19 protein-coding genes are annotated in these 16,560 nt (G+C 48.6%); 8 read left to right on the top strand and 11 right to left on the bottom strand.

The window, feature by feature from the left end; genetic code table 11:
• Nucleotides 1–14: 14 nt before the first annotated feature.
• The 5 genes from B3M90_RS14200 to B3M90_RS14180 all read left to right on the top strand — a co-directional run bounded on the left by B3M90_RS14200 (nucleotide 15) and on the right by B3M90_RS14180 (nucleotide 4,448).
• Entirely contained in the window at nucleotides 15–1,010 is a 996-nt protein-coding gene (locus B3M90_RS14200) for an ABC transporter permease (protein ID WP_290784710.1), read from the top strand.
• A complete protein-coding gene (locus B3M90_RS14195) occupies nucleotides 1,007–2,071 on the top strand; it encodes an iron chelate uptake ABC transporter family permease subunit (protein WP_290784671.1) in 1,065 nt (354 codons plus the stop codon). The genes B3M90_RS14200 and B3M90_RS14195 overlap by 4 nt, the downstream gene beginning before the upstream one ends.
• Nucleotides 2,068–2,820, top strand: a complete 753-nt coding sequence (locus B3M90_RS14190) for an ABC transporter ATP-binding protein (RefSeq protein ID WP_290757138.1) — start codon at nucleotides 2,068–2,070, stop codon at nucleotides 2,818–2,820. Before B3M90_RS14195 ends, B3M90_RS14190 begins: the two co-directional genes overlap by 4 nt.
• 25 nt (nucleotides 2,821–2,845) lie before the next feature.
• Nucleotides 2,846–3,544, top strand: a complete 699-nt coding sequence (locus tag B3M90_RS14185; RefSeq protein WP_290784669.1) for a dihydropteridine reductase — start codon at nucleotides 2,846–2,848, stop codon at nucleotides 3,542–3,544.
• A gap of 124 nt (nucleotides 3,545–3,668) precedes the next feature.
• Nucleotides 3,669–4,448: an HAD-IIB family hydrolase gene (locus B3M90_RS14180; RefSeq protein ID WP_290757141.1), complete on the top strand. Its 780-nt coding sequence runs from the start codon at nucleotides 3,669–3,671 to the stop codon at nucleotides 4,446–4,448.
• Between the two features lie 35 nt (nucleotides 4,449–4,483).
• Here the strand turns inward: B3M90_RS14180 and B3M90_RS14175 are convergent, their stop codons facing one another.
• A complete protein-coding gene (locus tag B3M90_RS14175; protein ID WP_290784667.1) occupies nucleotides 4,484–4,750 on the bottom strand; it encodes a hypothetical protein in 267 nt (88 codons plus the stop codon).
• Nucleotides 4,751–4,915: 165 nt separating this feature from the next.
• Between B3M90_RS14175 and B3M90_RS14170 the strand changes: the two genes are divergently transcribed.
• Nucleotides 4,916–6,022, top strand: a complete 1,107-nt coding sequence (locus B3M90_RS14170) for a citrate synthase/methylcitrate synthase (protein WP_290784665.1) — start codon at nucleotides 4,916–4,918, stop codon at nucleotides 6,020–6,022.
• 283 nt (nucleotides 6,023–6,305) lie between these two features.
• Here B3M90_RS14170 and B3M90_RS14165 read toward each other — a convergent pair whose 3' ends face one another.
• From B3M90_RS14165 to B3M90_RS14135, 7 genes are all read right to left on the bottom strand, one after another.
• On the bottom strand, nucleotides 6,306–6,863 hold the full coding sequence (locus B3M90_RS14165; RefSeq protein ID WP_251137927.1) for a DUF1349 domain-containing protein: 558 nt from the start codon (nucleotides 6,861–6,863) through the stop codon (nucleotides 6,306–6,308).
• A 103-nt stretch (nucleotides 6,864–6,966) separates the two neighbouring features.
• The gene (locus B3M90_RS14160) at nucleotides 6,967–7,494 is read right to left on the bottom strand and encodes a general stress protein (protein ID WP_214855785.1); all 528 of its coding nucleotides are present in this window, start codon (nucleotides 7,492–7,494) and stop codon (nucleotides 6,967–6,969) included.
• Nucleotides 7,491–8,537, bottom strand: coding sequence for a DUF871 domain-containing protein (locus B3M90_RS14155; RefSeq protein ID WP_290784663.1), 1,047 nt, complete (start codon nucleotides 8,535–8,537; stop codon nucleotides 7,491–7,493). Before B3M90_RS14155 ends, B3M90_RS14160 begins: the two co-directional genes overlap by 4 nt.
• 82 nt (nucleotides 8,538–8,619) lie before the next feature.
• Complete coding sequence (locus B3M90_RS14150; protein ID WP_290784661.1) at nucleotides 8,620–9,993, bottom strand: PTS transporter subunit EIIC; 1,374 nt, start codon at nucleotides 9,991–9,993, stop codon at nucleotides 8,620–8,622.
• 12 nt (nucleotides 9,994–10,005) lie between these two features.
• Complete coding sequence (murQ, locus tag B3M90_RS14145) at nucleotides 10,006–10,890, bottom strand: N-acetylmuramic acid 6-phosphate etherase (protein WP_290784659.1); 885 nt, start codon at nucleotides 10,888–10,890, stop codon at nucleotides 10,006–10,008.
• Between the two features lie 120 nt (nucleotides 10,891–11,010).
• On the bottom strand, nucleotides 11,011–12,564 hold the full coding sequence (gene lysS, locus B3M90_RS14140) for a lysine--tRNA ligase (RefSeq protein WP_290784657.1): 1,554 nt from the start codon (nucleotides 12,562–12,564) through the stop codon (nucleotides 11,011–11,013).
• Between the two features lie 428 nt (nucleotides 12,565–12,992).
• Complete coding sequence (locus B3M90_RS14135; RefSeq protein WP_290784655.1) at nucleotides 12,993–13,946, bottom strand: SMI1/KNR4 family protein; 954 nt, start codon at nucleotides 13,944–13,946, stop codon at nucleotides 12,993–12,995.
• Nucleotides 13,947–14,102: 156 nt separating this feature from the next.
• Between B3M90_RS14135 and B3M90_RS14130 the strand changes: the two genes are divergently transcribed.
• Complete coding sequence (locus B3M90_RS14130; protein WP_290784653.1) at nucleotides 14,103–15,014, top strand: EamA family transporter; 912 nt, start codon at nucleotides 14,103–14,105, stop codon at nucleotides 15,012–15,014.
• A gap of 3 nt (nucleotides 15,015–15,017) precedes the next feature.
• Complete coding sequence (locus B3M90_RS14125; protein WP_290784651.1) at nucleotides 15,018–15,479, top strand: hypothetical protein; 462 nt, start codon at nucleotides 15,018–15,020, stop codon at nucleotides 15,477–15,479.
• Between the two features lie 78 nt (nucleotides 15,480–15,557).
• On the opposite strand, the gene B3M90_RS14120 is transcribed toward B3M90_RS14125, so the two are convergent.
• The 3 genes from B3M90_RS14120 to B3M90_RS14110 all read right to left on the bottom strand — a co-directional run bounded on the left by B3M90_RS14120 (nucleotide 15,558) and on the right by B3M90_RS14110 (nucleotide 16,522).
• Nucleotides 15,558–16,034 (bottom strand): glutathione peroxidase, encoded by a 477-nt coding sequence (locus B3M90_RS14120; protein ID WP_290714634.1) that lies wholly within the window; start codon nucleotides 16,032–16,034, stop codon nucleotides 15,558–15,560.
• Nucleotides 16,035–16,107: 73 nt separating this feature from the next.
• Nucleotides 16,108–16,326, bottom strand: a complete 219-nt coding sequence (locus B3M90_RS14115) for a hypothetical protein (protein WP_290784649.1) — start codon at nucleotides 16,324–16,326, stop codon at nucleotides 16,108–16,110.
• Nucleotides 16,327–16,399: 73 nt separating this feature from the next.
• The gene (locus tag B3M90_RS14110) at nucleotides 16,400–16,522 is read right to left on the bottom strand and encodes a hypothetical protein (RefSeq protein ID WP_290784647.1); all 123 of its coding nucleotides are present in this window, start codon (nucleotides 16,520–16,522) and stop codon (nucleotides 16,400–16,402) included.
• Nucleotides 16,523–16,560: the final 38 nt, after the last annotated feature.

Genomic DNA, 16,560 nt, shown 5'->3' with positions numbered 1-16,560 from the left:
ACGCACAGCAACAAATGAATGGAAGAGTTGAGCCACCCGCTCGACCTTCCTTTTCTGTCGTTTGGACGAAGCCGTTCGTCTTGACCTTATGTCTCGTCTTAGCGCTCGCAGCGGCTTCCCTCTTCACGGGCGTCTACGAACTACGGAGTGCAGCGAACGATTTCGATATGTTCTGGATCACACGTGTTCCGCGGACACTCGCCTTGATGCTGACGGGTGCTGCGATGGCAATGGCTGGACTCGTCATGCAACTGATCACGCAAAATCGGCTCGTTGAACCGACGACGACGGGAACGATCGAGTGGGCGGGACTCGGACTGTTAGCCGTTTACTTACTCGTTCCGGCACCGTCCTTGATGATGCGGATGACCGGAGCCATCGTGTTTGCGTTCATCGGGACGATGGTCTTCTTCTGGTTTCTCCGTTCGGTCCGACTGCGTTCATCGTTGATCGTCCCGATCATCGGTCTGATGCTCGGAGCCGTCATCTCAGCGATATCGACGTTTCTCGGGTTGTTTTTCCGTGCCAGCCAAGCGATCGAAGGCTGGTTCGTCGGTTCGTTTGCGACCGTCCAGATCGGTCGCTACGAATACCTCTGGATCATCATCGGTGTCACGGTCTGTATCTTCTTTCTCGCGAGTCGCTTGACGCTCGTTGGACTCGGAGAGGACGTCGCGACGAGCCTTGGCGTCAACTACAATCGACTGATGCTGATCGCGACTGGGCTGATCGCTCTATCAGTCGGTGTCGTCGCGACCGTCATTGGCAACCTCCCCTTCCTCGGCTTGATCGTTCCGAACATCGTCTCGATGTTTCGCGGTGACGATCTCCGTAGTAATCTGCCGTGGGTCTGTCTGATCGGGATGGCAACGATTTTAATCAGTGATCTGATTTCACGCACGATCATCCGTCCGTTTGAACTGCCGGTCTCCTTGATTCTCGGAACGGTCGGGGCAGCCGTCTTCATCATCATTCTGTTACGTCGACGGAAGACTGGAGGTGTCAGATGAGTACCGCGATTAGACAACAGAAACATACACGAATTCAACCGAGCGTTACACGTGAAACCAATCGCCGGGCGTCTGCGTTTCAGTCGAAACGACTCGAGCGCCGCTACTGGATTCTCCTCATCCTGTTCCTCAGTGGCGGAGTGCTCAGTACGATCGGTCTCTTGCTCTACAATAATCCGGTTCCGTTTGATTCTCCGTCCTTTTGGCCGGTCGTCGAACGCCGGATCACGGCAGTCATCACGATGGCGATCGCAGCAATTTGTCAAAGTCTTGCGACCGTCGCCTTTCATTCGGTCACGAGCAACCGAATCATCACACCATCCCTGCTTGGTTTTGATGCTCTCTACTCGACGATCCAGACATCGATGATCTTCTTCTTCGGTGCGGGAGCACTCGTCGGCTTTACCGGCACGAGCGCTTTTTTGACACAGGTCGCGATCATGCTCACGATGAGTCTCTTATTATACGGATGGCTCTTATCCGGAAAATACGCGAACCTGCAGCTGATGTTGCTCGTCGGAATCATTCTCGGCACGGGTCTGAACTCGCTGTCGTCATTCATGCGTAAGATGCTTGCACCGTCCGAATTCGATATCTTACAAGCACGATTATTCGGTTCGGTCACGAATGCCGACGCATCTTACTTCCCGATCGTCATTCCGGTCGTCCTCATCGTCGGTCTGTTGCTCTACTTCTCTTCAAGACGACTCAACGTCGTCGCGCTTGGAAAAGAGGTCGCGACATCGTTCGGCGTCAATCATCGTGGCAGTGTCATCTACTTCTTGATTCTGATTTCACTCCTGATGTCGATGTCGACGGCATTGATCGGACCGTTGACGTTCTTCGGCTTTTTAGTTGCGACACTCAGTTATCAGGTCGCTGCGACGTATGATCACAAATACGTCTTCCCGATGGCATTCGCAATCGGTTTCTTCGTTTTGACGACTGCCTATTTCTTCATGTATCACATTTTCAACACGCCAAGCGTCGTCTCCGTCATCATCGAACTGTTCGGCGGTCTGATTTTCCTTGTCGTGTTGCTTAGAAAGAGGTCCCTATGATATCACTCGAACAAGTTAAAAAATCGTATACAGATGAGGTCCGAATTGGTCCAATCGACTTAACGATCCCAAAAGGTGGATTCACGGCGCTGATCGGTCCAAATGGTGCTGGTAAGTCGACGACGTTAATGATGATTGGCCGTTTGCTTGATCTCGATGCCGGGCAGATTGAAGTCGCTGGCATGGATGTCACGAGTAGCAAATCGAAAGACTTAGCAAAGATCATCACCATCTTACGACAGGAAAATCATTTCGTAACCCGGCTGACGGTCCGGCAGCTCGTCGGTTTCGGACGTTTCCCCTACTCACAAGGCCGCTTGACGGCAGACGATGAGACGATCATCTCGAAATACATCGATTTTCTTGAGTTGACGTCGCTTGAGAACCGCTACCTCGATGAATTATCGGGCGGACAGCGGCAACGGTCATATGTCGCGATGGTACTCTGTCAGGAAACGGAATACATTTTACTCGACGAACCCCTCAATAACCTTGATATCGCCCGCTCGGTCCAGATGATGGGGTACCTGCGACACGTCGCTGATACGTTCGGACGAACGATCATCACCGTCTTGCACGACATCAATTTTGCTGCGAAATATGCCGATCACATCTGTGCGATGAAGGACGGACAAATTGCCGCTTTCGGAACGGTCGCCGAAGTCATGGATGAAGCGCTGTTATCCGAGATCTTCGAGACCCCTCTTGAGATCATCGAAGGTCCATACGGTCCGATTGCTGTCTATTGATACTTTATATAGAAATGAGGAATGAATGTTGCAGATTGTTTGGCTACCACTAGAACAAGTAACGCAAGAAGGCGAACACACTTACACGTTTCACTTGAAACGTCCAGATGGTTTCGTTTGGGAAGAGGGCGCCCATACGCATATGGCGCTAGAAGGTTTTAATGCAGGCGAAAAGCCGAACCGCAGTCTGATTCGGCACATGTCGATCTCGACGCTCCCTCATGAAGAAACGATCGGCATCACGACGCGGATCAAACCAGAATGTTCCGTCTTTAAGGAGACACTTCGGCAGCTGAAAATGGGTGAGAAGATTGCTTTGTTTAAGACGCATTCGAACGTTCCGCTACGTCGGGAAAATCGTACGGTGTACTTACTGTCAGCCGGCGTCGGTTTGGCAACGTTTCGTCCGATCATCTTGCAACATCAGGCTGATAGAAGTGGCATTCCGCACATGCACTCGTTGAACGTCGATTCTGCGCGAACTGAACTATTTAAAACTCAGCTTCCTTCGCATGAGCAGTTCAGCCCGGCTTATGTCGAGAGTCGCGCTGCCTACTACGATGCTGTCAAAGCGATGACAGCGGACAAGGACGGTTTGTTCTATATCGTTGGTAGTGATGAATTTCTCCGTGACACGATTGACGTGTTGCAAGGCGCTAACATTCCAAAGTCTCAGATTATGATTGATAAACGTCAAGACCAATTAGATACGTTTTTTGTATAAGGTACCAATGATTAGACTTCAGCATTGACTGGAGTCTTTTTGTTTTTTCAAAATAAGGAATTGGTATGTTATCTGTAAATATTTGTTATGATAAGTGCATCAACTGACTTTTGGAGGGTTGCTTATGAATTTTGTATTTGATCTCGATGGAACAATCTGTTTTAAAGGAGAACCGATGTCTCAAGACATCGTACAGGCGCTTCATGCAGTCGAGGACGACGGGCACCGTGTGATTTTTGCTTCGGCACGTCCTATCCGTGACATGCTACCCGTCATTCATCCTTCATTCCACGATCATATCTTAATCGGCGGAAACGGATCGTTGGTCGCATCGGAACAAACAATCGTTCAATCAAAATCGTTCGACGATCGTGAGCTTTCTTTTATCACAGAATTACTCGACAAGCATAAAGCCACATATTTAATCGATAGTGACTGGAATTATACATATAACGGACCGCAAGACCATCCTATTCTGAACAATCTAGATCCGGGTAAGACGGCACAAAATGTTCCGCTAGCTCACCATGATCGAATCATAAAAATCCTCATTTTGAGTGCCAACAATCTGAAATCCTTAGAAAACGAGCTACTTCGAATGGATGTCGTTGTTCATTATCATGGATCGGAACAAGTATTGGATATCAGTCCAACCAGCATCAATAAACGGACTGCTTTACAAAGTCTTGGTATCGAGAGCGAGGGATACATTGCTTTCGGGAACGACGCGAACGATATCGAGCTATTCAAAGGAGCGCAGTATGCGGTCATGATCGGAAGCCATAAATCACTCCGTATTTACGCAGATCACACCATTGACTCCACCAGTCATTTAGAATCTCGCGTAGTCGAACAAATCAGGCATCTAAGCCAAAAATACGTCTATTCCACGTCGTATTCCTAAATAACGCCTGGTGAAATTTTCGGATCAATAGTTACTCATCCAAAGAGGAATACGATGGGTAAGAATAATCCGCTCATCAAGAGCATCCCTATTATGACAGCGATACTCGATTTGAAAACCGACAGCGTTTGTTCTTCTAGTGGCTTAAATCGTTTTACGGGAATGAGCATGGTCAATGAAGCAACGACTAATGCCATTGGCTCAAGAATCGTTCGGCTCACTGAAAAGAAAATATCGATCATTAAAAAGACATGTAATACAAAGAAAAATCCCAATAAGCGAATGATCATTTCTTTATTCATATGTACTCCTTCATGGTTACTATCTATTTGATTTGTTTCATGAAACAGAATGCCCTCTAATTATAGCGCTTCACAGAATAATTTTGGAAACGTATTCAAATAACTGGTGATTTGGTATCGTTGTAAGTCATACTGACAGTAAATATTAGAAAAGGAGTGTTGAAGATGGAATACAAAAAAGGACTCGAGGGCATCATTGCCGCTGAAACACAAATCGGTTTAGTCGATGGAACATTAGGTCACCTTATCTATCGTGGACACTGGGCAAAGGAACTCGCATTATCCTATTCATTCGAAGAAGTGGCGTATTTCATCTGGAACGGTGCGTTCCCGACTGAAGCGGAACTGGTCACATTCAAGGAACAGATGACGAGCTACCGTGAACTTCCTTCTTATATTAAGACGATTCTCGATACATTGCCGAACGAGATGGATGTCATGAGTACGATGCGAACAGCAATCTCGGCACTCGGCACACCCGCTTTCGCTTGGCCACCGACAATTGATCAAGCGATGCACGTAACAGCACTCTTGCCATCGATCATCGCCTATAAATATCAAAAAAATCAAGGCGCTGACTTCATCGAACCGAATCCGGAACTCGATCACGTCGCGAATTACATCTATATGATTAAAGGACAATTACCAAGTGACGTCGAGATCAAAGCGCTGACGGCGTATCTGATTCTAACGATTGAACACGGTATGAATGCTTCGACGTTCGCTTCCCGTGTCGTCGTTTCGACGGAATCGGAAATAATTTCTGGCGTCTGTGCTGCGATTGGCTCCATGAAAGGACCGCTTCATGGTGGTGCCCCGTCAGAAGTCATTGAGATGATTAATGAGATCGGAACGATCGACAACATCGAACCGTGGATTCGGAACAAATTAGAAAAAGGCAAAAAATTGATGGGCTTTGGTCACCGCGTCTATAAAACACGCGATCCGCGTTCAGAAGCCTTGAAAGTCGTCTCAAAGGGTCTCGCACAAGAGAGCGATTGGTTCAACCTGATTACACAAATGGAGCAAACAGCGATCGATTTACTCGAGGAATACAAACCAGGTAGAAAACTGTATACGAATGTTGAATTCTTCGCGGCAGCCGTCTTAAAAGGACTTGACATTCCGAAAGAACTGTTCACACCGACGTTCACCTCTAGCCGTATCATCGGCTGGACGGCACACATCCTCGAACAATCGCAAGACAACCGGATCTTCAGACCTCAATCGTCATACACAGGACAGATGCCGGAACAAGCAGCTAAGTTTTGATTAGTCTCTAGTTACGATCAAAAAATGAAGCTGACTCAAAAAAAGAATGACGCGTCTTTTCACGCCCTTTCCTCAGGCGAGACACAAGCCAGTTTTCCTGCTCCGTTGAAGCAGGAAAGCGGGTCTTGTTCGTCTCTGACAGCGCATAAATGCGCTTTTCCTGTAGGAGTGGCGCGAAACGCGTCATTCTTTTTGTTACGAGATAAGGATGGCAGATCATCATTCTGCCATCCTTATCTTTGTAGAGACTGACTTTTGAGTCAGCCCCATTTGCTATGGCGTTTTATTTAACGATAGTTTCTAATGAGAAATCTAGTACTTCCACTTCACACCCTGCCGCTTCTACATCCGGACTACACGCATACGGTCCGATCTTCAAATCGGTCACGTCATGTAAGTGTGCGATCCGGAGTTGCTCTTTGTGCTCTCCTGTTACGTGATACAACGTGACATCTTGATTGAGATAGTGGAGTTCAAAGACAAGCGGTGCATCAAATAGTGTGTTGTCGACATCCCGACACGACCAGTCCGAGTACCCAAAGCTCGTCACGACGGCACCGAGATGAGATGGACCATCCGGAATGAACTCAGCCGAGACTTTCACCCAGTGGTCATCGTTCACATATAGTAAAATCCCCGCTTGATCATATGTAGCATTCGGTTTTAATTTCACTTCAATCCGGCATTTGAATTCTCCATTTGGAGCATCCTGCAACAACGCATGCCCCGTCTGACGATTAAACTGATAATGTGTGTTGCGCCAAAAATCCGTATCCGGATCCGTCATGAAGCGTAACGGTGTCTCTTCTTTAATACGCGACGGTTGATTGAGCCAATTCATCAACATATCCTCCTTTTTCTCAACGCCCTCTTAATTTCCGTAACTTTCGATAGCCACGAATGAGCATATCGAGCATACAATCCCTCCTATTTTCTATGAACCCTCAGACTACTTTACGAAGCCGTTGCATATCCTTATTCAATGCTGATCGTTTCAAACGTCGATTCCGTATTAAGTATTGCACATCTGACCGGTTATCGTACATCAGTTGGATATGGAAATAATTGATATATTCAAGGATTGCGAAAATATATAGAAACAAGGTGATTCGTATTCCATACACCGGAAGCTCAGATTGAAAACGAATCCAGTCGATTCCGAACGCACACGCTGTCAGAACGATCAAAGCCAGATTGATGACACGACAGTGACGTAATCGTCGGACGACCGGTTCTCGGGTAATTGACGTTCCTTCCTTCTTCAGACGCCTTGACTTGCTGTACCAATACCAAGCTCCTTGAATCAACAACAGCTCAAACAAAAACAGTGACATCCAAAAGGCACTGAGTTCAAATAACTGCAGTCGTGGAAAGACACGATTCCCAAACCAACTCAGCGGTAAAATCGTGACGACCGTGAACAATTCCCCTCGGTATAGATAGGCGAAGCGCTCGGCAACGATCTGCCTCATGGCGCCACCCAGTCAATCCGGAATTTACTTCCTGGACCAAGCTGTGCGATCAATGGTTGATCGGCCTCAACGACACGTCCGAGAACGTTGACTCGCTCATCCGCAGGTAGATTACGTTTCGTGATTTGCACCTCACCGGCGTATCGCCCGTAGCGTTCATTATCAATCGTGATTGTGCCAAGCGGGCGGGCAGACGGATCTTTCGGTGTTAGATCAATCGTCGACGGACTCATGCGCGATTCAACGGATCGAATGACATCCCGCGCCGGATCAAACCGATTCGTTTCCGTATCCCGTTGTGCTTGCTGTCCGTTCGCTACTGCCCGAAGTACGATGATTCCGTCTTGCTCTGCTTCAAATTGCCGAATCGTAGCTTCCGTCAACCGTGGATCGCCGACAAGGATTCGGTCGACAGTCGCTATTAAGTCCAAATAACTTGCGAACGGTGCCACTCCTCGATGGTCTTCAAGTGTCGGTAACGTCTCGAATAATGGTCCGCGAAGTGTTCCGTCACCCGGTATGAACGCTTGGACCCGTAATCCTTGCGCCTGTAACCAGGCGTTTTTTTCGTCAAACCACGTCCGGTCGAGTCCTGTTTCCGGTCGCGGATAAAAATTATGCCACGCTTCCGTGTGATCGATTCGCAGACCCTGTGCCTTCATCTCCGTCAATTCGTCTGCTGTTAACGTACTGGCATTGAGCGCGACCATCATTTGGTTCGATAACGTCGCGATTTGCTGCGGACTGATGCCGTAATCAAGACGGAGTCCTGTCACACCCCAGTCCGTTAACGTCGCTGCCGTCTCCCATGTCTTGCCGAGCGTCGCGAGCGACGCTGGTGCGATGTCCGCCACGAGTTCGAATCCGAGCTCACGTGCTAAATGACCGAGCGCTTGCAAGCGTTCGACGTACAGTGAAGAATCATCCTCGGGAATATGTAGCGATGTAAAGAGCGACGTAAAGCCGACAGCGCTCATCCGCTGTAGCCACTCGCTCGTCTCCTCTGTGATCGGTTCACTTAAATAGATTGATAATCCTTTCATACACTCACTCCTTCACTTCTCTACTTAGGGAAAAAGCAGCTGATCCCTTCTTTTTCGAAGGATTCAACTGCTTTTCAATACGTTAAATACCGTCTGCCATCTCTTCTTTGAAACCGAACCAGTATGTGAACAGGAATCCTGCCGCGTACGAGATGACGAGACCTCCGATGTACGTCAAGTACATTCCGTTGTCAATCAACGGTGTCAATGACAACCCGGATACGCCGACACCGAGTGCGGTCGTCTTCATCGTTGCTTGGAAGGCACCACCGACTGCTGCGCCGAGACATGCCGTTACGAACGGACGACCGAGTGGTAACGTAACACCGTATAACAACGGTTCACCGATTCCGAGGAATCCGACCGGGATCGCCCCTTTGATGATGTTACGCAGGCGCGGATTGCGCGTCTTGACGAAAATCGCCATTGCCGCCCCGACTTGACCCGCTCCTGCCATCGCAAGAATCGGTAAGAGTGGTGTGTTGCTAATCGTGTTCAAGAACTCGAGATGGATTGGTGTCAATCCATGGTGGAGACCGACCATGACGAGTGGTAAGAAGAAGCCAGCCAGCACGGCTCCGGCGAGTGGTCCACCGACCTCAAGTACGGCATTGATTGCTTTCATGATGCCGTCTGACAACAGTCCAGCCACCGGCATGATCGCATACAGCGAGGCGAATCCGACGATCAGCACCGTCAACAGTGGCGTGAAGATGATGTCGATCGATGCGAACATGAAGCGACGGATGTGTTTCTCAAGATACGTCATCAACCACGCGGCAAAGATGACCCCAAACAAGCCACCCCTGCCCGGAACAAGCGGTTCCCCGTAAATCGTAATGTCCGCAAGCACGGGGTTGAATAGAATCCCACCGGCAATCGCCCCGAGTACCGGCGTCCCACCGAACTCCTTCGCCGTGTTCCAGCCGACAAGGATGGCGAGATATAAAAAGACCGTCCCACCGATCAGTAGTAAAATCTGCATCCATGTCTGTGTTTCATCGACACCCGCATTTTTTGCGAAGTTCGCACCACCGTTGATGATACCGGAAGCGACAAGACCCGGAATGAGCGGAATGAAGATGTTCCCGATTCGGCGCAAGAAGCGTTTGAACGGTGACTGTTGTTTCGCTTTCACTTTTTGCCGCTCGACAGCTGCTCGTTCTTCTGGTGTCAAATTCGGATCCACGGACTCTTCCCCGATCGCAAGTCCCGTTTCGCGACTTAAATGATCGGCTACCCGATTGACTGTTCCAGGACCGACGACGATTTGTAACGTTTCGTCATCGATGACCCCCATGACCCCATCAATCTGTTTTAGAGCATCGATATTTGCTTGCGTCGGGTCCTTTAACGATAAGCGAACTCGCGTCATGCAGTGCGCAAGCTGCCGGAGATTGTCTTTTCCACCAACGTGCTCGAGGATCGCTTGTGCCAGCACTTCTTCCTTCTTCATCGTGTTTCCCCCTTAGAGTGCGTCTCGGACGAATCCGTTCGCTTGCTGTAATCGTTCGACGGCTTCCGTGTACGGAATGTTTGCGAGAATCATGACGATCGCCGTCTTGACGTGCCCGTGTGCTTCACTAAAGACACGCTCCGCCGTTACGGCATCGACTCCTGTCGCCTCACTGATCATCCGCTTCGCCCGGATCTCGAGTTTTTCGTTCGTTGACTGGACGTCGACCATCAGGTTTTGATAGACCTTGCCAACACCGATCATCGCCGCCGTCGAAATCATGTTCAAGACGAGCTTTTGTGCCGTTCCAGCCTTTAGTCTTGTTGACCCCGTCAAGACTTCCGGACCTGTTTCGACTTCAATCGCATATCGTGCGTGCCCACTGATGACCGCATCCGTGTTGCAAGAAATCGCTGCCGTCACCGCTCCGACTTCCTTCGCGTAATCAAGCCCGCCGATGACATACGGCGTCCGACCGCTTGCAGCGATCCCGATCACGGTATCACGCGCTTCTAGCTGGAGCCCTCTCAAATCGTCGACGGCAAGCGTCCGACTATCCTCGGCTCCCTCGACCGCCTTGATTAACGCACGTTCGCCACCAGCAATCAAACCGACGACCATGTCTGGTGAGACCCCGAACGTCGGAACACATTCTGCCGCATCGAGAATCCCGAGCCGCCCGCTCGTACCAGCACCGATATAAATCAAGCGTCCTCCGTTTTTGAATGACGCAATGACGTGTTTGACGACTTCCGCGATGACGGGAATTTGTTCCCGAATGACCGTCGCGACCGTTTGATCCTCAGCGTTCATCACCCGTAAGACATCTTCGACTGTCATCTCATCGAGTTGCATCGTCCGTTCATTTCGACGTTCCGTTGCTAATTGATCTAACATCTGCTTCACCCTTTCTCTTCCCTCCCTTTATTATACAATTAAGAAATTTTAATTCAATATTATTTATTTAATTTTGAAATTAAATTTCTATATATGAAAATAAGGTTTTGTACTTCTTTTTCAGGCTCGGTCTCTTGATTTCCTGCTTGTCGTAATTTCCTCATCCGCAAATTCCAGTAACTCAGACATTCGCTCCCGACCAATCGTCGCGACGAGTAACGGGATGCGTGGTCCGTAGGATTGATTGATCGTCAGTTGATAGAGTAGCGTCGCATAGTGTTTCTGCAGGCGAAGTGTTTCCTTTTTTTCAGCTTGCCGTGTCAAACGGTAGAAGGCAGAGAGGATGTCTTCATCCGTTCTGAGAGCAACGACGAATCGTTGGATCCAGTCCTGTTCCGTTTCCGTTAGTTGCGCATGTAGTTCACGATTCGGAACAGTACTGATTTGAAGTTCCCGTTCCGGACACCACTGCGTAACGAAAGTACGGGCACGGTCAATCTGTTCAGGCGGAACGCTCGCGCAAAACACATTTTCAATCAAATCAGGGTCAAAACCAACCATCGGACCAATCATCGTCAACTGCGTAAACGAAACAAGATGAGCAGTTCCACGATGACTCCAACGCAGACTTTGCTGAATGTCTTCGGATTGACGCGATGAGTGTGCGACAAAACGCTCGAACTCACTATAATTGCGTAACACATCTTCATCTAGCCCGATATGAAAGGCGTGATTCGGACGATGTTTCGCAAATAAGAACAGAAGAATGCTCGGTGGATAGACGGCGAGTAGATCTTGCGGAGTCAAGACACCACCGCTTGAACTCGACATTTTTTTCGACTCCCCTTTTAGACGAATGAATTCATAAGGGAGATAGAGCGGTGCCGGCTGTTGGAAAATTTCTTGCGCAATCCGGGACGAAACCGTGTAACTTCCGTTTGCTGCTGAATGATCCTTTCCACCTGGCTCGAAATCGACGCCTTCATGTGCCCAGCGCATCGCCCAGTCGACTTTCCAGTTCAATTTCATCCGATGTTCCGTCCGCATATCGACCGTTGCCATATGACCACATCGACAGCTGTAATGGTACGTGGCTTCAGCTTCATCGAATGCATCGATGGTAGTCGCGTCGGTTCCACAAGCAGCACAATAGACGGTCGCCGGGTAAAACGCTGCTCGCTCAGCATCGGATCCTGCCGCTGTCTTATGGTCGATCAAGATGTCATAAATCGCGTGACGATGGCGAAACGCGTGGATGATTTGTTCAGCATAAGTGCCAGACGTATAGGCTTCATGTTGATAACGGTAGTCTGGTGTGATCTCGAACGCTGCCAGCATCGTTTCGAATTGCTGTTCAAAGTACGTCGCGTAACTCATGTCGGATCGATCCGGTGCCGGAACGGCGTTATAAGGCATCCCGATGTATCGAGTAAATGCTTGATCGACATCCGCGGGTACTTTGCGGAAGCGATCGTAATCGTCCCATGAAAACAAGAAGCGGACATCTTTGCCGAGATCTTGCAGCGCACGCGCAACGAAGTACGTCGTGACGACTTCCCGGAAATTGCCGATATGAACGGGACCCGATGGACTGATCCCAGCAGCGCAGACGTATGTCTCTTTATCTGGCTGACGCTCGATGATGGTTCTTGCAGTGTGTTCTGCCCAATGCATGATGATTCCTCCAGTAGTAGACAAAAAGCTGATTTTCGCCCGTTAGTTGCCTAAAGGACGAGAATCAGCTTCCCGTGGTACCACCTTTGTTCGTCCGCCTGTCACCAGACGAACCTTCACATGTACAATCATACATGCTCTCGATAATGGGAGAACCCATCGTAGCATCATCCATATCGGAATCCGTACGAAGCTCGGAGGCTTTTTTCAGAGAGAAACCCGGTCATCCGCTCTCACCATCTCGGACTCGCTTGGCACCGTCAATTTCTTCCTACTCTTCTCGTCATCGCCTTGACTATGTAATTTTGATTAGCATACAGATTCATCCAGTTCATTGTCAATTCTTTTTTGAAAGATGAGTGGATACAAGATAAAACTTTATTTTGAGTTTCGATGGTGAAAATCATCGAATCCGAACATTGATTGTATCATTCCCACCCTGGAAGTGGGCGTGGTGGTTCCTCAACAAAGGCACGATATCCATCGAAGCGCAGTCCTTGACGTTGCGGATTATAGTTACGAATCAACGGATCACCTGTCTCGTCCTCGTTCTGCCAAAACCAATGTTCCGTTTGAAAGACCATGATTGACGAATACTGGAATCGCTCTGCCATTAGATATTCTCGAACCGATTGCATCACTTTTTCAAAGCGCGAATCCGAGTCGTAGCTTGAACCAAGGCGTTCTTGTTCTTGTTTCCCTTCGAAAATCTTAACCGAGAAATACGCATCCCTCTTCGCAATCGGATACTCGATTTCAACGCGAACCGAGTCGACGAAGCGAATCGGTCGTGGTTTGCTCACTTCCTCTTCAGAATTGTGATTCTCTACATAATAAGTATTTGTTGCAATCGAGAAGTCCTTGAACTCCCAGAACATATCCCCTTGCGAAATGATCGCATATTCAAGGAACGTGCCGAAGTTCTGTCCAATCGGATCAGTCTCCTCTGTCGACAACTCATGAAACATCCAGTGCATATAGGGTGTCTCATCTGTCTTCGCATCTTCCGTATGGATCAAGACGTATCCTTCGTTCATTTCGCCAATCATCAAGAAATGATCGTAGTCTTCATGGATCAGGTCGTACTCTTTAGCTTGGATCGTCATTTCAATGACTTTCTCAAGTGGATAGAGTTCGATGCCGAGACCTTGAATCATAAACAATTCCGTTCCGTCATGTAAACGAAGGAATGTCTTATATTCACTTGGTAACGTTAGCTTGAACTGTTTTTCAAATGACTGGATCGCCTGTTCCGTCACCGGGTCATTCAAATTGAATTGAGCGACTCCTGTATCGTATCGCCGCTGAATGAAGGTCGACCCGTGATTGATTTTTTGCGATAAGACGTCAAGTACCGCTTCGATTTGGTTCATTTCTTTCATGGGGTCCATCCTTTTCATTTTCGTATTCGTGAATGATACGACTTCACCCTATACACCATACCATTTTTTCAATTATTTGGTGTATTCCATCCTATTCGTTCTGTGGTATTCTCGTTCTAATATCATTTTAAAAAATTACATTCGAAGAGGTGACCCATGTCTAAATCATCATCGATGTTGCTCATATTACTTGCTGCGATCTTTTGGGGCACGACGGGGACCTCACAAGCCTTTGCGCCAGAAGATGCACACCCGATTGCAATTGGTGCCGTTCGTCTTGCTGTCGGTGGACTGTTCTTACTCTGTCTCGTTCTCTTCAAAGGAACGCTGACGTTACGCGACTGGCCGTTGCGGACGATTTTACTCGCTGCCGTCAGCATGGCGGCTTACCAACCGCTGTTCTTCTCCGCTGTATTGATGACCGGTGTCGCCGTCGGTACCGTCGTCGCAATCGGTAGCGCACCAATCTTTTCCGGGTGTATCGAGTGGCTGTTCCTAAAGAAACGTCCAGCGCTGCTGTGGTGGGCATCGACCGGACTATCGATCACCGGCTGTCTGTTGCTATTGAACAATCAAGGAACGGTTGCGATTGATCCAATCGGAATCGTCCTTGCACTCGGTGCCGGACTATCGTTTGCCGGGTATACGTTCGTCAGTCGAGACCTCGTCAAGACACACGCACCGCTGTCAGTCGTTGCCGTCATTTTCATGACGAGCGCCTTACTCTTGTCACCTCTGCTCTTCTTATTCGATCTCTCCTGGTTGTTCACGTCACGTGGTGCCGGAATCAGCCTCCATCTCGGCGTCGTTGCGACTGGAATCGCTTACTGGTTATTCGCGAAAGGACTATCGAACGTACCATCGTCGACTGCCGTCACACTTTCGCTCGGTGAACCGCTGACCGCCGCCTTGCTTGGTGTGTTCGTCCTCGGTGAAGAATTAAGTGGTACGGCCTGGTTCGGAATCTCGTTATTATTACTCGGAATCGCCTTATTGATCGGTTCGTCTCGCCTAGCAGCGCGCCAAACCGTTTTGACAGAAGAACGACAAACTCGGACTGGAGGCTAAATCATGCAAGAAATCACGCTTGAGAAACTACAATTTCGCGAAGATTATCACATCGGACTCAATCAGTTCTTGATGGATGTCGCGAATGGTAACCGATTGATCTTTCATTTCCGTGGGCATACGGAGGAGACGATGGTCATCGTCGGTGACTATAGCTGTAATTACTTCCGATTGACCTTCGAGGCGGATGCGATTCTGCTTCGTTCACCGGACCTCTATGAACTAAAAGAAGATGTCGAGATCAATCCGATTCCACTTCTGACGCTGACCGATTCAAAGCTACTGACGTTTGTTCGTAAAATGATGAATCTCGATCCTACAAAAGACTGGGTCCATTACTGGCTCCGGGCGTTCGAACAGGATTTTCATGTCTTGTCCCCCCGTCCACCGGTCCTGACTGATCTCGGACATAAGCGTAGCGATGCAATCGTCACCTATTCATTTGATTCGCTCATTGTTGAATGACATAAAAAAGCCCTACCTCGCCAAAGGTAGGGTATTCGTTCATCCCGTCCAACGACTCGCGCCGGACGGTTACTTGGATTATAGATAAAAGGATAAGGTTTTTTCAACTGACTGGACGGAATCGACCGGACTGAACCGCTGTACGACACGTCCTTGGCGATCGATTAAAAACTTCGTATAGTTCCATTTGATCTTTGACGACAGTAGACCCGACCGTTCGCGTTTTAGGAATGTATATAGCGGATGTTCATTTGGTCCATTGACGTCGATCTTCTGAAACATCGGAAACGTCACGCCATAGTTCAGCTGACAGAACTGCATCGTCTCTTCCTGACTCGCGAACTCTTGCTGATTGAATTGATCGCACGGAAAGCCAAGCACCGTGACTCCTTGCTCGTCATATTTATCGTACAATGCTTGTAATTCGCCAAGTTGTTTGACGAGCCCACATTTGCTTGCCGTGTTGACGATCACGAGGACACGCCCAGCGTAGTCACCTAATGAAACAGTCTCTCCCGTTGCGTTTTGTACGGTTGCATCGTATACGGTTTGCATGTTTCCCAGCTCCTTTGCCCCGAGTATAAGACAAAACGCGTACCCTGTCGTTTTCAGGCATGCGCGTAATGCTTTACCAGATCGTCTCTTCTTTGTCGCTCAGTTTGATGACGAACGGTAGGATCAAGACGAACAAGAGACTGACGTATCCGAGCGATAAGTAATGTTGCGAGTCTTTTGAAATGTACTGCTTCACGCCGCAGTTCGGACACGCTTTTCCATGTTTCGCAAATCCGACAGCGAGCACTTCTTTCGTTTTGAACTTATAGTGGCAATTCGTACAACGTACCATCTAATCATCCCCTTCCCCTGTATCTACTGGTGGATTCAAGAAACAGTTTCATGAAATTGAGGTAACCGACATCTTACTTCATCGATTCTTCCCGGTCGCTCAACCGAATCAGAAATGGCAAGATCAGGACGAACAATAGACTGATATTCCCGAGTGATAGATAAAATTGCGACTTTCGAGACATGTATTGTTTCACGCTACAGTTCGGACACGTCTTGCCTTTCCCATGTATTG

Origin of the sequence: Exiguobacterium sp. UBA6309 (assembly GCF_002439205.1) — a bacterium.
GTDB lineage: Bacteria > Bacillota > Bacilli > Exiguobacteriales > Exiguobacteriaceae > Exiguobacterium_A.
The sequence above is the reverse complement of the archived record's forward strand: the minus strand, read 5'-3'. Positions and strand labels throughout refer to the sequence as shown.

Excerpts from the sequence above, each read along its gene's own strand:
- B3M90_RS14200 (WP_290784710.1), top strand. The coding sequence starts at position 15 with ATGAATGGAAGAGTTGAGCCACCCGCTCGACCTTCCTTTTCTGTCGTT.
- B3M90_RS14195 (WP_290784671.1), top strand. The coding sequence starts at position 1,007 with ATGAGTACCGCGATTAGACAACAGAAACATACACGAATTCAACCGAGC.
- B3M90_RS14190 (WP_290757138.1), top strand. The coding sequence starts at position 2,068 with ATGATATCACTCGAACAAGTTAAAAAATCGTATACAGATGAGGTCCGA.
- B3M90_RS14185 (WP_290784669.1), top strand. The coding sequence starts at position 2,846 with ATGTTGCAGATTGTTTGGCTACCACTAGAACAAGTAACGCAAGAAGGC.
- B3M90_RS14180 (WP_290757141.1), top strand. The coding sequence starts at position 3,669 with ATGAATTTTGTATTTGATCTCGATGGAACAATCTGTTTTAAAGGAGAA.
- B3M90_RS14175 (WP_290784667.1), bottom strand. The coding sequence starts at position 4,750 with ATGAATAAAGAAATGATCATTCGCTTATTGGGATTTTTCTTTGTATTA.
- B3M90_RS14170 (WP_290784665.1), top strand. The coding sequence starts at position 4,916 with ATGGAATACAAAAAAGGACTCGAGGGCATCATTGCCGCTGAAACACAA.
- B3M90_RS14165 (WP_251137927.1), bottom strand. The coding sequence starts at position 6,863 with ATGAATTGGCTCAATCAACCGTCGCGTATTAAAGAAGAGACACCGTTA.
- B3M90_RS14160 (WP_214855785.1), bottom strand. The coding sequence starts at position 7,494 with ATGAGGCAGATCGTTGCCGAGCGCTTCGCCTATCTATACCGAGGGGAA.
- B3M90_RS14155 (WP_290784663.1), bottom strand. The coding sequence starts at position 8,537 with ATGAAAGGATTATCAATCTATTTAAGTGAACCGATCACAGAGGAGACG.
- B3M90_RS14150 (WP_290784661.1), bottom strand. The coding sequence starts at position 9,993 with ATGAAGAAGGAAGAAGTGCTGGCACAAGCGATCCTCGAGCACGTTGGT.
- murQ (WP_290784659.1), bottom strand. The coding sequence starts at position 10,890 with ATGTTAGATCAATTAGCAACGGAACGTCGAAATGAACGGACGATGCAA.
- lysS (WP_290784657.1), bottom strand. The coding sequence starts at position 12,564 with ATGCATTGGGCAGAACACACTGCAAGAACCATCATCGAGCGTCAGCCA.
- B3M90_RS14135 (WP_290784655.1), bottom strand. The coding sequence starts at position 13,946 with ATGAAAGAAATGAACCAAATCGAAGCGGTACTTGACGTCTTATCGCAA.
- B3M90_RS14130 (WP_290784653.1), top strand. The coding sequence starts at position 14,103 with ATGTCTAAATCATCATCGATGTTGCTCATATTACTTGCTGCGATCTTT.
- B3M90_RS14125 (WP_290784651.1), top strand. The coding sequence starts at position 15,018 with ATGCAAGAAATCACGCTTGAGAAACTACAATTTCGCGAAGATTATCAC.
- B3M90_RS14120 (WP_290714634.1), bottom strand. The coding sequence starts at position 16,034 with ATGCAAACCGTATACGATGCAACCGTACAAAACGCAACGGGAGAGACT.
- B3M90_RS14115 (WP_290784649.1), bottom strand. The coding sequence starts at position 16,326 with ATGGTACGTTGTACGAATTGCCACTATAAGTTCAAAACGAAAGAAGTG.